Source organism: Polynucleobacter sp. MWH-P3-07-1 (genome assembly GCF_018687555.1).
Classification (GTDB): domain Bacteria; phylum Pseudomonadota; class Gammaproteobacteria; order Burkholderiales; family Burkholderiaceae; genus Polynucleobacter.
Window position 1 is genome coordinate 469,774 of sequence record NZ_CP061296.1, and the last position, 14,760, is coordinate 484,533.

Sequence of the window (14,760 nt, forward strand, 5' to 3'; positions counted from 1 at the left end):
TAAAGCTATGAACGATATTCTGAATCAAAACAGGGCAAAACTAGAGCGGGCAATCTTAGGGGGTGGCTGTTTCTGGTGCTTGGAGGCGGTTTATCAGCAAGTACGAGGTGTAGACCATGTCGTTTCTGGTTACGCGGGTGGGCCTAATCCTAACCCCACCTATGAGGCAGTTTGTTCAGGCACTACCGGCCATGCTGAAATCGTCGATGTCTACTTTGATCCTCTGCAGGTTTCTTATCGAGATCTTTTGGAGATCTTCTTTGTGATTCATGACCCAACGACGCTGAACTATCAGGGCAATGATCACGGTACCCAATATCGCTCAGTCATCTTTACCCATGGAGCTGAACAAAATCGTATTGCTGTAGAGATTGTTGCGGAGCTAGATGAGGCTGCGATCTACTCCGGTCCGGTAGTGACGGAAATCCTTCCTGCCCCAGTGATTTATCCAGCAGAGGACTATCACCAAGATTATTTCAATCAACATCCAGGTCAAGGCTATTGCATGGCAGTAGTCGCGCCTAAATTAGCTAAATTTAGGGCAAAGTTCAAAGCGCTCATAGCGCCCCAATTCTCCTAAGGCGCAAGTCGGCTAATACGCCAAGTCTGATCTTGTCGTTGATAGCGGATGCGATCATGCAGGCGCGAGGGACGCCCTTGCCAAAATTCAATTTCAGAAGGGTTCAGACGATACCCGCCCCAATGGGCTGGGCGCGGTGGGTTGTCACCATGCTCACTCAAGAATTGCTTTTCGGCCTCTTCTAGAAATTCTCGACTCGGGATTTCGGCGCTTTGTGGTGAGGCCCATGCCCCAATGCGAGATGCAGGAGGCCGAGAGTGAAAGTACTGATCGCTCTCAGCAGCATCGACTTTGGTGACGCTACCTTTAATGCGAACCTGACGTTCTAATTCATGCCAGTGAAACAATAGGGCAGCTTCAGGTCGTCCAGCCAACTCTTTACCCTTTTGACTATCGTAGTTAGTAAAGAAGGTGAAGCCGTGATCGTTCGCGCCCTTTAATAGGACAATACGAACTGAAGGATTGCCGGACTGATCTGCGGTTGCCAGTGCCATGGAATTCGGTTCAGGACAATTGGCTTTGACTGCTTGGTCGAACCACAAGTGAAATAGTTCCAGCGGATTGACGGGAACTTGAGTCTCAGAGAGTTGGCCCAAGGTGTAGTTTTTGCGCAGTTCAGCAATCGAGTTCATTTATTCAGTATAAAGAGAAGCTATGGCAGAAGACAACTTAGATGATCGTCGGTTTGGTGGGGTAGCCCGACTGTATGGGGAAGAGCTGCGCGAACGCTTTCTGAAGGCAACCGTCGTTGTCGCTGGTCTAGGAGGGGTGGGGTCTTGGGCGGCGGAAGCATTGGCTAGAACTGGGATTGGGCATTTGGTTCTGGTGGATTTTGATCATATTTCAGAAAGCAATACCAATCGCCAAATTCATGCTTTAGAAGCGAACTATGGCAAGTCCAAAGTGCTCGCAATGTCAGAACGAATTCTACAAATCAATCCCGAGATTGAATTAACAGTATGCGATGAATTCTTAGAGTCAGATAATTTAGAGCGCTTGATTCCTGCCGATGCTTTCGTATTGGATGCAACAGACTCAGTCCCAACGAAAATTGCGTTAGCAGTATGGTCAGTAAAAAATACGCGTGACTTGGTCATGTGTGGTGCTGCTGGTGGCAAGGTAGATCCCACATCAGTGCGTTGCAGTGATCTTTCTAAAACCGAGCAAGATGCTTTGTTGGCGAAAGTTAGATTTGGACTCAGAACAGATCACGGATTCTCAAGAGATCTCAAGAAGAAGATGCATATCCGTGCGGTGTTTTCCCACGAACCTCGTGCCGGTGGTGCCTCGGGAGGTCTGGCCTGCTCAGGCTATGGCTCTACTGTGATGGTTACTGCCGCTGCAGGTTTAACGGCAGCTGCAGAAATTCTGAATCTGATTGCTGCTAAAAAATCGTAAAGAGACAGTTTTATCTCAGAAAGCACTAGGGCTTTCCCTGTCAGAAATTACGGATTCTGTTGTCATCCCTAATTAATTTAATGCAAGCTCAGTTTGCTCTGATGAGTAATTCATCCATTTAATGATTCACTCTTAATACTTCTAGCACTTTAGTTATTTTTTACCTCTAGTGCTTTCGCAGTCTCCTCCCTAGACTTTGCTCGGTTGGCAAATCGCCAATGACAAATCGAAAGGAGGTCTCTTTTGCAGACTGAACACACTGGCTTAAAGCGCCATCTCAAAGTTCGACACATTCGCTTGATGGCTTTAGGCTCAACGATCGGTGTAGGTTTATTTCTAGGGTCAGCGAGTGCAATTCAATTGGCTGGCCCATCTATTCTCTTGGGTTATCTATTAGCGGGCATCGTTGCGTTTATTGTCCTGCGCACCCTTGGTGAAATGGCAGTCCATCAGCCTGTCGCCGGTTCATTTGCAGCTTATGCCAATACCTATGTTGGTCCTGTAGCAGGGTATATGGTGGGTTGGGGATATTGGACCTACTGGATTGTGGTCGGTATAGCAGAAGTCACGGCAGTCGGTATTTACATGGGTATCTGGTTCCCCGAAACGCCTCAGTGGATTTGGGCTTTATCGGCTATTTTGATGATGGGCTTGATCAATTTGATTGCCGTCAAAGTATTTGGAGAGTTTGAGTTCTGGTTTGCTTTGATCAAAGTCGTTGCAATTGTTGCCATGATTGGTTTGGGTGGGGCCGTGATCTTTTTTGGCTTTACGAATGGCTGGCAGCCGATTGGTTTAGGTAATTTGTGGAGTCATGGTGGATTTTTTCCGAATGGCATTTCTGGCATGCTCCTCTCGTTGCAAATGGTCTTATTTGCCTATGTCGGAATTGAGATGATTGGCCTGTCTGCAGGTGAGGCCGAGAACCCTCAGAAGACTATACCAATGGCGATTGATTCTCTAGCCTGGCGTATCTTGATTTTTTACATGGGTGCGATTCTGGTCATCCTCGCCATCTTTCCCTGGAATCAGATTGGACAGCAAGGCAGTCCCTTCGTGGTGATGTTTGAGCGGATTGGTTTGCGTGAGGCAGCTGGCTTAATTAATTTTGTCGTCATCACAGCCGCACTCTCATCTTGTAACGCCGGTCTTTTTAGTGGCGGAAGACTTTTATATTCCTTGTCGATTAACGGCTATGCCCCCGCATCCTTTGCCTGCTTATCAAAGTATGGGGTCCCTGCAAGAGCCGTCGCTGCGACAGTCGCAGTGTGTTTGACTGGTGTGGTACTGAATTATTTTGTACCCGATAAAGCATTTCACTACATCATGGCTGCGGTCACTTTTGTGGGCTTGATGGTTTGGATTGCGATTTTGTTGACGCAAATTCAGTTCCGTCGCTCACTGACGAAAGCCCAGGTTGCTGAACTATCGTATCGCGCACCGTGGTGGCCTTATTCCTCGTGGTTTGCCTTGGCATTCATTGTCTTGGTTGTAGTGCTCATGGGCTTTCATGAGGATGCCAGGGTCGCTTTGATCTTAGGACCTTGTCTATTAGCGGTCTATCTGGCGATGTTTTATATCGCTGGCTTACATCGCAAAACGAAGTCGAATTCCATATCTAAATAAAGGAGATTGATATGATTATTGGCGTACCTCAGGAAGTAAAAAATAATGAGTTTCGGGTTGGTCTTACCCCAGGTAATGTGAGCGGACTCTGTAAGCAAGGGCATTCAGTTTTATTGCAACGGGGAGCTGGAGCGCAAATTGGTTTAACCGATGAGTCTTATCGAATCGCGGGCGCCACCTTGGTCAATAGTGCGGCTGAGGTTTATGGAAAATCAGAAATGATTGTCAAAGTAAAAGAGCCACAGGCGCAAGAGTGTGCAATGTTGCGCGAAGATCAAATTCTATTTACGTATTTACATTTAGCACCAGATCCCAAGCAAACTCAGGCCTTAATTGATTCTGGCGCCACTTGCATTGCCTACGAGACAGTGACATCGCGTTGTGGCGCATTGCCGCTCTTAGCTCCCATGAGCGAAGTTGCAGGGCGGATGTCCATTCAGGCGGCAGCATCTCATCTCGAAAAAACCAACGGCGGTTTGGGGGTCTTGATGGCAGGCGTACCGGGCGTCGCGGCTGCAAAGGTCGTGATCTTGGGTGCTGGCGTTGTCGGCCGCAATGCTTTGCAGATGGCAGTCGGCCTGGGTGCCAATGTGAGTATTTTTGATCGAGATCTTGAGCGCCTAAGGCAAATCGACGCAATCTTTGGTAACCGAGTCAAAACACTGTACTCAGATTCGCTGTTGGTAGCGCAAGAAGTTCATGAGGCGGATGCTGTGATTGGCGCAGTCTTGCTCCCGGGCGCTGCTGCTCCTAAACTCGTTAACCGCGACATGATTCGGAAAATGAAAGCAGGTGCAGTCGTAGTGGATGTGGCGATTGATCAGGGTGGCTGCTTTGAAACTTCGAAACCAACGACGCATGCTGACCCTACCTATGAGATCGACGGTGTCATTCATTATTGCGTAGCCAATATGCCGGGTGCAGTCGCAAGAACTTCTACCTTTGCGCTCACCAATGCCACATATCCTTTTGTTGAAGCCCTTGCCAAGCGGGGAGTGATTGAGGCCTTGAGGAAAGATCAGTACCTACGTCATGGTTTAAGTGTGCATCGCGGAGTGCTGACTTCAGAGCCAGTGGCTGCAGCCCAAAAGCTGGACTTTGTGCCAGCCGAGGAGCTAATAGCAGCCTAAGCCTTGCTCTGCGCGGAGTGGGTGTGGCGCCGATCGGGCCACTACCCACTCTCATTCAATCGCTTGGAGACTTCCTATAAGATGGACACTTATCTCAAAAGGCATTCAATCTGATGGATTTTTCTGTAATCTCCCTGTCTGCTGGTGTCGTTGCTTTAGCGGAAATGGGCGATAAAACCCAACTGCTATCACTCATGTTGGCGGTTCGTTATCCCAAGCAGGCCTGGCCCATTATTGGTGGCATCCTAATAGCCACTTTGGTGAATCATGCTGGAGCTGCTTTTTTAGGTCAGCTCTTGGCAAGCTTTATCCATCCTGAGATCTTGCGCTGGATTTTGGGCGCAAGTTTTATTGTGATTGGCGCTTGGCTATTGGTGCCTGATCAGCTGGAAGATGAGAATCAATCCAAAAAGGTGCACGGTGCTTTAGCCGTCTTCTTGCTGACAATGATGCTCTTCTTCTTGGCCGAGATGGGGGATAAGACTCAAATTGCTACGATCGCACTCGGTGCCCGCTATAACGACGTACTTTCAGTCACAGCAGGAACTACCTTGGGCATGATGTTGGCTAATGCTCCGGCAGTATGGATTGGGCAGAAATTTACCCAACGCGTCCCCTTAAAGTGGGTTCATGCGATTGCTGCAGTTGTTTTTATCGCCATAGGCCTCATTACTCTGATTTGGTCATAAGCTAGCGCCCTGCAGATTCTTGCCGGACGACTAAAATAGTCAAATGAAAACGGATCTACCCCAAAGCTTTCGCCGGCTGGAATACCAGCCCCCAAATTACACTTTTCGTCATGTTGAGCTGGATATTGCATTAGATCCGGCGCGAACCATCGTTAAAAGCCGTATCGAGGTCTTACCTGGCGCCTCACATAAAGCTGGAATGCCCCTTGTGCTTCAGGGTCAGGAGCTGGAATTCGTGAGCTTGCGCATTGATGGTGAGGCGCATAAACATTTTGAGCTGACCCCTGCAACACTGACAATTCATTCTTTACCAGAGGGCGGTAAAAAAGCCTTCATCATTGAGATTATTTCTGTTTTCTGCCCAGAGAAAAATACTAGCTTAATGGGCTTGTATGTGTCGAATGGGAATTTCTTTACTCAGTGTGAAGCAGAGGGTTTTCGAAAGATTACCTATTTCTTAGACCGTCCCGATGTGATGGCGCGTTATAAGGTGGTACTGAGGGCGCGAGAAGCTGAGTGCCCAGTCCTGTTGGCTAACGGCAATCTCATTGCTCAAGAAAAACTCCCAAATGGTTGGCATAGCGCAACCTGGGAAGACCCCTTTCCAAAGCCATCCTATTTATTTGCGCTGGTTGCAGGTAAGTTGGAATGTATTGAAGAAACGATTACCACCAGCAGTGGCGCGAAGAAGTTATTGCAGATCTGGGTAGAGCCCCATGATCTTCCAAAAACGCGACATGCGATGGACTCTCTTGTTGCAGCCATTCATTGGGATGAAAAACGTTTTGGTTTGGAGTTAGATCTCGAACGCTTCATGATTGTGGCGGTGAGTGATTTCAATATGGGTGCGATGGAGAATAAAGGCCTCAATATTTTCAACACCAAATTTGTTCTTGCTCAGCCTGAGACAGCAACAGATGTTGACTTTGCCAACATCGAGAGCGTAGTTGCTCATGAGTATTTCCATAATTGGACTGGTAATCGCGTTACTTGTCGTGATTGGTTCCAGCTTTCTCTTAAAGAGGGATTGACGGTCTTCCGCGATCAAGAATTTTCTGCTGATCAAATGGGTAGCGAATCTGGAAGAGCGGTTAAGCGGATTGAGGATGTCCGTTTATTGCGCCAAGTGCAGTTTCCGGAAGATGCCGGCCCAATGGCTCACCCAATTCGTCCTGATGAATATCAAGAGATCAATAACTTCTACACCGTAACGGTTTACGAGAAGGGTGCCGAAGTAGTCAGGATGTATCAGACCTTGCTTGGTAAAGAGGGCTTTCGGAAAGGGATGGATCTCTATTTCCAGCGCCATGATGGCCAAGCAGTTACTTGCGATGATTTCCTGGCTGCAATGGCGGATGCCAATCAGCGTGATCTGAGTCAGTTTAAGAATTGGTATAGCCAATCCGGTACGCCGCATGTCAGGGTTCAAGAGCGATACGATGCCGAGAAAAAGCAATACCACTTACACCTTTCTCAAAGTTGCGCGCCAACCCCTGGACAGCCTGAGAAAAAGCCTTTCTTGATTCCTCTGAAAATGCGCCTGATTACAGAGACGGACAATCCAGCAGAGATCTTGCTAGAGCTAACACAAGCTGAACAATCTTGGACTTTTGATCACATTGATCAATGTCCAGTGCTGTCGATTAATCGGAATTTCTCAGCCCCGATTCAACTGGACTTTAATCAGAGTCAAGATGATTTGTTGATATTGTTCTCGCATGACGACGATGCGTTCAATCGCTGGGAGGCTGGACAAAAATTAGCAATGCAGATGATTCTAGACAATCGTTTGCCCGATCAGAAGCTCATTGAGGCTTATCGAAGTCTTCTGCTGGATCCACAGTTAGACCCGGCTTTTAAAGAGCTTGCATTAACTTTGCCAGCAGAGAGCTATCTCTATGAGCAAGGTCAAGATGTCGATCCCCAAAAAATCTACCGAGCTCGCACTGCATTTCGTCATGCCATCGCAAGCCAGCTCAGAATGGAATTCGCGGCGATTTATCAGCAAATGCAGACCCCTGGACCATTCAAGTCGGATGGCGTCACAGCGGGTAAGCGGGGTCTGAAAAACTTTGCACTGAATATGTTGCTTGAGGCTGATGTCAATGTCTGGGCTCCCATGGCCGTAAATCAATATCAGCTTGCAGACAATATGAGTGATCGTTATGCAGCCCTAGCTGGTTTAGTCAATCATGATGCTAAGGCCGCCAAAACTTGTTTAGTAGATTTCTATGAACGTTTTAAAGATGACCCATTGGTTATTGATAAATGGTTTGCATTGCAAGCCATGCGCCCACCTTTGGAAAATGCAGGATCTACCTTGAATGAGGTGCGGTATCTGCAACAGCATGAAGCATTTAAGCTCAATAACCCAAACCGAGTGCGCAGCCTATTTCATGCTTTTTGCATGAGCAACCCAGCCAGCTTCCATCAGATTGATGGAAATGCTTATTCCTTCTGGGCAGAAAGTATTTTGGCTTTGGATCCCGTCAATCCTCAAGTGGCAGCCCGTCTTGCGAGAGCTCTAGATCGTTGGCGTTTATTTGCAGAGCCCTATCGCAGCAATATGCATGCCGCACTAGAGCGGGTTGCCCAATGCAATACCCTCTCATCTGATGTGAGAGAGGTCATTACTAAGGCTTTGGGTAACTAAATGCTAATGTGACTTATTCACAAAACTAACTTTGAGTTTAGTTGCTAGTGCCCCCAGTTTTTTATCTAGAGTCCATAACTGGGCGTTTTCAGATAACAGGGTTGATGCAAGTAAAGAGATATCAATTGCCCCACAACCCGTATCGAAGAGTTTGTATTCTTCAATGAAATACAAAATCTCCTCAGTTCCAGCGATAGCTGCTTGACGTAAAAATCCCATTTGTTCAATAGTTTTCGCTCGCGGGTTAGGCGGAGTGCCACAAGCAATTTCTAAAATGACTAATGGGTGACAAATAACCCGATCATTAATTAGCAATGATTCTAATAAGGGGTTATTTTTTCTGAAATGTTGTATCCATATCGATGTATCGGCTAGCACGAAACTCATGATTATTTTTCGGCTCCCGGTTTTCGACGAGGAATATCTTTCATTTGAGGACTTTTACCCCCTAGTGCAGCAAGGCGCTTTGCTACCTGAACCCTGACGAATACCTGTAAAGCCTCTCGAAATAGATCCGATTTATCAATGCTAGGGTCGGCCAGCTCTAGGGCCCTTTGATAAAGGGCATCATCAATGGTTACGGTGGTGCGCATGTTTTCATCCTCATCAAATTTGATGTATATTAGCATCAAATTTAGCATCAATCAATCGTGGCGCATTTTCCTAAAAACTGAGTTTCCTAATCCAGAAAAGGGCAAAATAGAGCACATAAATCAATTTGCTTTATTTCGGAGAATTTTCTTTTGAGCACCCATATTCATTTAGAGCAGTACCTCAAAACCGCTAAGCCAAAAGGCAACTCTATTCCTTCTGGGTTACAAGAGCTCTTGATGGCTGTCGCCAATACCTGTAACACACTCAGTCATGAGGTTGCACAAGGCGCTTTAATTGGTTTGCTGGGCTCAGCAGGGACTGGCAATGTGCAGGGTGAGGTCCAGCAAAAGTTAGACGTCATCGCCAATGACTTATTGATTGAAGGTGTTCAGGAGTGCAAGGCTCTGGCTGGTCTTGCTTCTGAAGAAATGGAATTACCGATGCCTGTTCAAGGAACGGGCGATTACTTGTTGCTCTTTGATCCTTTGGATGGTTCGTCCAATATTGATGTCAATGTATCGATCGGCACTATTTTCTCAATCTTGCATAAACAGAATCCAACGGCACCATTACAAAACAGCGATTTCTTGTTATCTGGCCGTCATCAAGCTGCCGCAGGTTATGTTGTTTATGGCCCGCAAACCACCATGGCGCTTACTTTGGGTGATGGGGTGGTGATGTTTACTTTGGATAAAACGATTGGTCAGTTTGTCCTAATCAAGGATAGCGTCGAGATTGCCCACTCCACGAAAGAATTTGCTATCAATATGTCCAATATGCGTCATTGGGCTCAGCCTGTGCAGCGTTATGTTCAGGAATGCCTCGATGGCGTTACGGGTGCGCGGCAGAAAGACTTTAATATGCGCTGGATCGCCTCAATGGTGGCTGATGTCCATCGTGTCTTATCGCGCGGCGGTGTCTTTATGTATCCATGGGATCAACGAGAGCCCAATAAGCCCGGTAAGTTGCGTTTGATGTATGAGGCTAATCCGATGAGCTTTTTAGTTGAGCAGGCAGGTGGAGCATCAAGCAATGGAACGCAAGTGATTATGGATATCCAGCCTCAAGACTTGCATGAGCGGGTATCTGTGATGCTCGGTTCTAAAGAAGAAGTTGAAAAACTACAGAGCTATCACGCCTGAACTTTTTCTTTTAGATAGGCGAGGGATTCTTCTACTTGGTCGATGAGGATCAAGCAAATATCACCTGGCTCTAAATCATTCAGCGCAGTATCGATGGCCAAGAACTCGCCGTAAATCTCTTTGACTTGCTTGGCTTTCTTGGCACCTGACAAGCCATCTTGCAATAACTTCATCACTTCACCATCAGCACGTCCGCGCTGACATTGGTCTTCGTAGAGGATCACATTATCAAAATGGTTTCCCAAGATGCGGGTGAGGTCGCGAATATCTTCATCGCGTCGATCGCCTGCACCGCTAATGACCACATGGCTCTTCTTGGGCATCATCGCCTCGATGGCACTAGCTAAAGCACGCATAGCATCGGGATTGTGACCATAGTCTGCAATCACGGTAGCGCCACGATGCTGGAATTGATTAAAGCGACCAGGCACCGCGTTGGCTGAACTCTCAAAGCTATTGAGGCCTCGAGCAATCTTCTCGGCATCCAAACCAAGCACCCAAGCAGCACCAATAGCAGCCATGGCGTTTTCAATCTGAAAACCCAGCACTCCATTTTGAGTCAGCGGAATTTCACTAACAGGGAAGCGATAAATCACTTTTGACCCTTTGGTGGCCACGATGTAGGTGCCATCACAAAAGATCACTTTTTTGTTCTTGGCGCGGTGCGCAGCGATCACGGGATGATGTTGATTTTGAGCAAAGAACACGACACGTCCCTTACAGATATCTCCCATTTTGGCGACGATGGGATCCGCAGCATTCAGGACCGCTGCACCAGTGGCGGCCACATTTTGAACCACAACGCGCTTCAAAATAGCCAAGTCTTCTACACTCGAAATAAAGTTCAAACCAAGGTGGTCGCCTTCACCGATATTCGTAACGACTGCGACTTCACAGCAGTCAAATCCCAGACCTTCGCGCAACATACCGCCACGTGCAGTTTCTAAAACAGCAGCATCAACGTCAGGATGCATGAGAACATTGCGGGCGCTCTTGGGTCCGCTACAGTCGCCAGAATCAATTAAGCGATGATTGACATAGACACCATCAGTCGTGGTCATGCCCACGCGCAGACCGGTTTCACTGAGGAGGTGGGCAATCAGACGAACCGTCGTCGTTTTGCCATTAGTGCCCGTTACAGCAACTACTGGAATGCGACCGTCTTCACCTTGGGGGAACATCGTATCAATAATGTATTCACCAACGGGGCGACTTTTTCCGTAAGAGGGCTTGAGGTGCATCCTGAGTCCTGGTGCAGCATTGACTTCAACAATGCCGCCACCTTGAGCTTCCAAGGGCTTATAAATTTCTTCGCACAGGATATCTACACCCGCAATATCGAGACCAATCATTTGTGCAGCAGCAATCGCGCTAGCAGCAACATCGGGGTGAACATCGTCAGTAACATCAGTTGCAGTTCCACCAGTGCTCAGATTGGCGTTATTGCGTAAGAGTACCCGTTCTCCTTTTTTGGGGATATATCCCGGCGTGAGATTAGAGCTGGCTAAGTGCGCTAAAGCAATATCATCAAACCGAATTTTGGTAAGGGCAGTAGCATGGCCATCACCACGCAGCGGATTTTGATTTTCTATCTCAACCAATTGGGCAACGGTATGGCTGCCATCGCCAACCACTTGGGCGGGCTCGCGTCTTGCAGCGGCAGCGAGTCGGTTGCCAACCACCAAGAGACGATAGTCTTGCCCTGGGAGATAACGCTCCACAATCGTTTCATCACCAAAGGCTTGGGTAACCATAAAGCCAGCACGAATTTCTGCTTCAGTTTGAATGTTGGCAACAACACCCTTACCTTGGTTGCCATCTTTGGGCTTCAGGACGACCGGGCCACCAATTTTTTGAGCTACGCGCCAGGCATCATCTGCTGTAGTAACAACATCACCAATCGGAACAGAAACACCAGCAGCTGCCAATAAGTTTTTAGTGAGCTCTTTATCTTGTGCAATCGCTTCAGCAATGGCGCTGGTATCGCTGGTCTCGGCAGCTTGAATACGCTTCTGTTTGCTACCCCAGCCAAACTGCACCATACTGCCTTCCGTCATGCGACGGTAGGGGATATTGCGTTGGATTGCAGCATCGACGATTGAGCCTGTGCTGGGGCCGAGACGGACATCTTCGTAGAGTGCCTCTAGCTCGGCAAGGGCTGCAGTCAGATCAAAAGGTCCATCATTGAGAGTGGCTTGCACTAAAGCAAAAGCGAAGTCGAAAGCCATGCGGGCAACCAACTCTTCGGTGTACTCGACAACCACTTGATAAACATCCGCTTCGATCGTTTGGACTGTTCTGCTAAAAGTTACAGGACAACCCGCCTGGGATTGAAGACCCAATGCAGCGTACTCTAAGACATGAGCTAAAGAGAGCACCTCGCTTTTACCGCCCCTGCGCATATTGCCCAATTGTGGAAAGCGAGAGCGAATCTTGGATTCAAATTGAGGAATGAGATCAATGGAGCGCTCTGCAGGTTCGCAAGAAACGACTGCCTCTAAGGCGGTGTGACGTGACCATAAGTTGGGGCCACGCAGAATACGGATGCGAGTGATTTCCAATTAAGCCTCGATTGGGTGAAGCGCATCAGGTACAAAAGTTTCTGTACCGGCCTCGATGACGTTAAAAGGGATGCCTAAACCCCAGGCGGCTGCAATAGCAGCACCTAAATTCAGTGAATGCCACTGGGGATCGATAGCAACAGGAGAGGGTGGTGGCACAGGAATATTCTTTTGATCCTTCAGCCCCCATTTTAGAGCGATCTGCTGTTGGCCAACGATGACTGCACGCCCACCATTCTCGAGGTGAATATTGACCAATGCGGAGTTGTGATCCTGGGTAAAGAAAATCACTTCACCATCGGATAGCTCTGCCATCTTCGCAACCCACGCATCGTCTGCATTCAGGACCGCAACTCCAGTTGGCAAAACAACATCCACTTGCGTGCGCGTAATGCTGAAGACTTGGTCCTCATCATAGATCGCATATTGTGGAAAGTTAGCCTTGGGGTTGAGGTTAAGAACCACGCCGACCTGACAGCGGTCATAAGCCAATCCCTCTATCAACATAGAGAGCGCATTATTTTCTATCACGGCGGCTTCGACCGCACGATTCAATAATGTTCTTCTCGCATCTTCCCAATTCGCTGAATCCGTTCTTTGTACAGCGCGATTACCAAAATACAAACCTTTGCTACAAGCCAAGCCCACATTGACATTGGTTAGTCGTAAGAAATAGGCAATCATTTCTGCTACAGAGGTTTTGCCTTTTTCGCCGGTGATGCCAACTAAAGGAATGCGGAAGTTCGCACCAGGAGGGAAGAGATGGTCTGTAATAGCTTTGCCAACAGGCTGAGGACTTCCGCTAGCAGGTTTCAGATGCATTAATAGGCCTGGGCCAGCATTGACCTCGACAATCGCAGCACCTTGTTCTGCTAGGGGTTTGCTGATGTCCTGAGCAACCAAGTCGACTCCTGCAATTTCTAGGCCAACAACGCGAGCAGCTAAGGCAACTTGGCTCGCTACATCTGGATGGACTTGATCAGTGACATCAAATGCGACATTGCCATTACTTTGTATCAGCACCTTTTGGTCAAGGTGAGGAATGCTATTGCCTGTGAGCTGTTGACGGGCTAACTCGAGTTCAACGGCAGAGTCTATTCGAACAGGATTCAGAGGACACTCTTCGGCAGTCCCGCGACGGGGATCCGAATTGATTTGAAGTTCAATCAATTCCTTGACCGTGTGTTTGTTATCACCAGTAATCCAGACAGTTTCGCCTTTGGCAGCAGCAACCACCTGATTGCCAACCACGAGTAAGCGATGCTCATCGCCGATGATGTGTTTCTCAACCAGCACTTCGCTACCTTCGTTGATAGCGACTGCATAGGCCGCTTCAATCTCAGCTTGGGTATAAAGGTTAATGAAAACACCGCGACCATGATTGCCATCAATCGGTTTAACAACTACAGGCAGGCCGATATCTTCAGCAGCTTCCCAGGCGTCATCGGGGCTGGTCACGGTTCTACCTTCGGGGGTGGGAACACCAGCACTGGCAAGCAAACTCTTGGTTAAGTCTTTATCACGAGAAATCGTTTCGGCAATGGCGCTGGTTTGATCGGTCTCAGCTGTCCAGATACGACGTTGCTTTGCTCCATAACCAAGTTGTACTAGATTTCCCGAGGACAAACGAATCGATGGAATGCCACGCTCTTCTGCTGCGTTGACGATACACGCTGTGCTGGGGCCCAACAATAGATCATCGCCGAGCTCGCGAAGATTTTGAATAATGGTTTTGACTTCAGCAACGGGATCTTTGGTGTCTTGCGCTAAGGCCAAGTACAAATCACGGGCATATTTCAGGGTAGTGAGCGTCACTTCTTCATTGATTGCACTGACGATCACTTTGTAGACGCTGCGACGATCACCATCACGTGCCTTGCCAAAGCCCCCAGGAATGCCTGCGAGGTTTTGCAGTTCTAGGGTCAGGTGTTCCAAAATATGGCCGGGCCAGGTGCCTTCTTCTACCCTTTTGAGAAAACCACCCGGTTCGCCATAGCTACAGCGATGCTCTTGCAGACTAGGCAGAGCTTTAACGAGGCGATCATAAAAGCCGGGAATGAGATTTGAGGGATAGTCCTCTAAATCTCCAATATCGATCCAAACCTCAATAACGGGGTGGTAGGTCCACATATTGGGACCTTTGAGATGCTTAACGCTCAGAATCTCAATGGATTTATCAAGTAATTGGGGCATCGTGGGGTATGGAGCTGGGCTTGAGAGGCTTAGCCTAGTCCGACTGTCTTCCTGTTTCTAGTTTTAATTAAATCCACAAAATCAGCAAAAATACACAAAACGGCTTAGTTGCCTAATTTAACGGCTTTAGGCTCTCTAAAGTTGACAATTGCCATAAATAGAAAAGACCCACGCTCCACTATACTTTTATAGTT

At 47.9% G+C, this 14,760-nt stretch carries 12 protein-coding genes; 7 read left to right on the forward strand and 5 right to left on the reverse strand.

Going from position 1 to position 14,760, the window contains the following annotated elements:
* Nucleotides 1-7 precede the first annotated feature (7 nt).
* Entirely contained in the window at nt 8-580 is a 573-nt protein-coding gene (gene msrA, locus ICU98_RS02540) for a peptide-methionine (S)-S-oxide reductase MsrA (RefSeq protein ID WP_215352608.1), read from the forward strand.
* On the opposite strand, the gene pdxH is transcribed toward msrA, so the two are convergent.
* Nucleotides 577-1,212, reverse strand: a complete 636-nt coding sequence (gene pdxH / locus ICU98_RS02545) for a pyridoxamine 5'-phosphate oxidase (protein ID WP_215352609.1) — start codon at nt 1,210-1,212, stop codon at nt 577-579. The two genes, msrA and pdxH, sit on opposite strands and share 4 nt — an antisense overlap.
* Before the next feature lie 22 nt (nt 1,213-1,234).
* On the opposite strand from pdxH, the gene ICU98_RS02550 reads away from it, so the two are divergent.
* The 5 genes from ICU98_RS02550 to pepN all read left to right on the forward strand — a co-directional run bounded on the left by ICU98_RS02550 (nt 1,235) and on the right by pepN (nt 8,076).
* Nucleotides 1,235-1,978 carry a ThiF family adenylyltransferase gene (locus tag ICU98_RS02550; RefSeq protein WP_215352610.1) on the forward strand — a complete coding sequence of 248 codons (744 nt, stop codon included), beginning with the start codon at nt 1,235-1,237 and terminating at the stop codon, nt 1,976-1,978.
* Between the two features lie 243 nt (nt 1,979-2,221).
* On the forward strand, nt 2,222-3,604 hold the full coding sequence (locus ICU98_RS02555) for an amino acid permease (protein WP_215352611.1): 1,383 nt from the start codon (nt 2,222-2,224) through the stop codon (nt 3,602-3,604).
* Nucleotides 3,605-3,615: 11 nt separating this feature from the next.
* Nucleotides 3,616-4,734, forward strand: a complete 1,119-nt coding sequence (ald, locus tag ICU98_RS02560) for an alanine dehydrogenase (protein WP_215352612.1) — start codon at nt 3,616-3,618, stop codon at nt 4,732-4,734.
* Between the two features lie 113 nt (nt 4,735-4,847).
* A complete protein-coding gene (locus ICU98_RS02565) occupies nt 4,848-5,423 on the forward strand; it encodes a TMEM165/GDT1 family protein (RefSeq protein WP_215352613.1) in 576 nt (191 codons plus the stop codon).
* A gap of 43 nt (nt 5,424-5,466) precedes the next feature.
* Nucleotides 5,467-8,076, forward strand: coding sequence for an aminopeptidase N (pepN, locus tag ICU98_RS02570; protein ID WP_215352614.1), 2,610 nt, complete (start codon nt 5,467-5,469; stop codon nt 8,074-8,076).
* Between the two features lie 3 nt (nt 8,077-8,079).
* On the opposite strand, the gene ICU98_RS02575 is transcribed toward pepN, so the two are convergent.
* Entirely contained in the window at nt 8,080-8,463 is a 384-nt protein-coding gene (locus ICU98_RS02575; RefSeq protein WP_215352615.1) for a type II toxin-antitoxin system VapC family toxin, read from the reverse strand.
* 2 nt (nt 8,464-8,465) lie between these two features.
* Nucleotides 8,466-8,669, reverse strand: coding sequence for a type II toxin-antitoxin system VapB family antitoxin (locus ICU98_RS02580; RefSeq protein ID WP_215352616.1), 204 nt, complete (start codon nt 8,667-8,669; stop codon nt 8,466-8,468).
* 150 nt (nt 8,670-8,819) lie between these two features.
* Here ICU98_RS02580 and ICU98_RS02585 point away from each other — a divergent pair, with 150 nt between their 5' ends.
* Entirely contained in the window at nt 8,820-9,812 is a 993-nt protein-coding gene (locus ICU98_RS02585) for a class 1 fructose-bisphosphatase (RefSeq protein ID WP_215352617.1), read from the forward strand.
* Here ICU98_RS02585 and cphA (ICU98_RS02590) read toward each other — a convergent pair.
* A complete protein-coding gene (cphA, locus tag ICU98_RS02590) occupies nt 9,803-12,373 on the reverse strand; it encodes a cyanophycin synthetase (protein WP_215352618.1) in 2,571 nt (856 codons plus the stop codon). The genes ICU98_RS02585 and cphA (ICU98_RS02590) overlap by 10 nt on opposite strands.
* Nucleotides 12,374-14,566: a cyanophycin synthetase gene (gene cphA, locus ICU98_RS02595; protein ID WP_215352619.1), complete on the reverse strand. Its 2,193-nt coding sequence runs from the start codon at nt 14,564-14,566 to the stop codon at nt 12,374-12,376.
* Between the last annotated feature and the right edge of the window lie 194 nt (nt 14,567-14,760).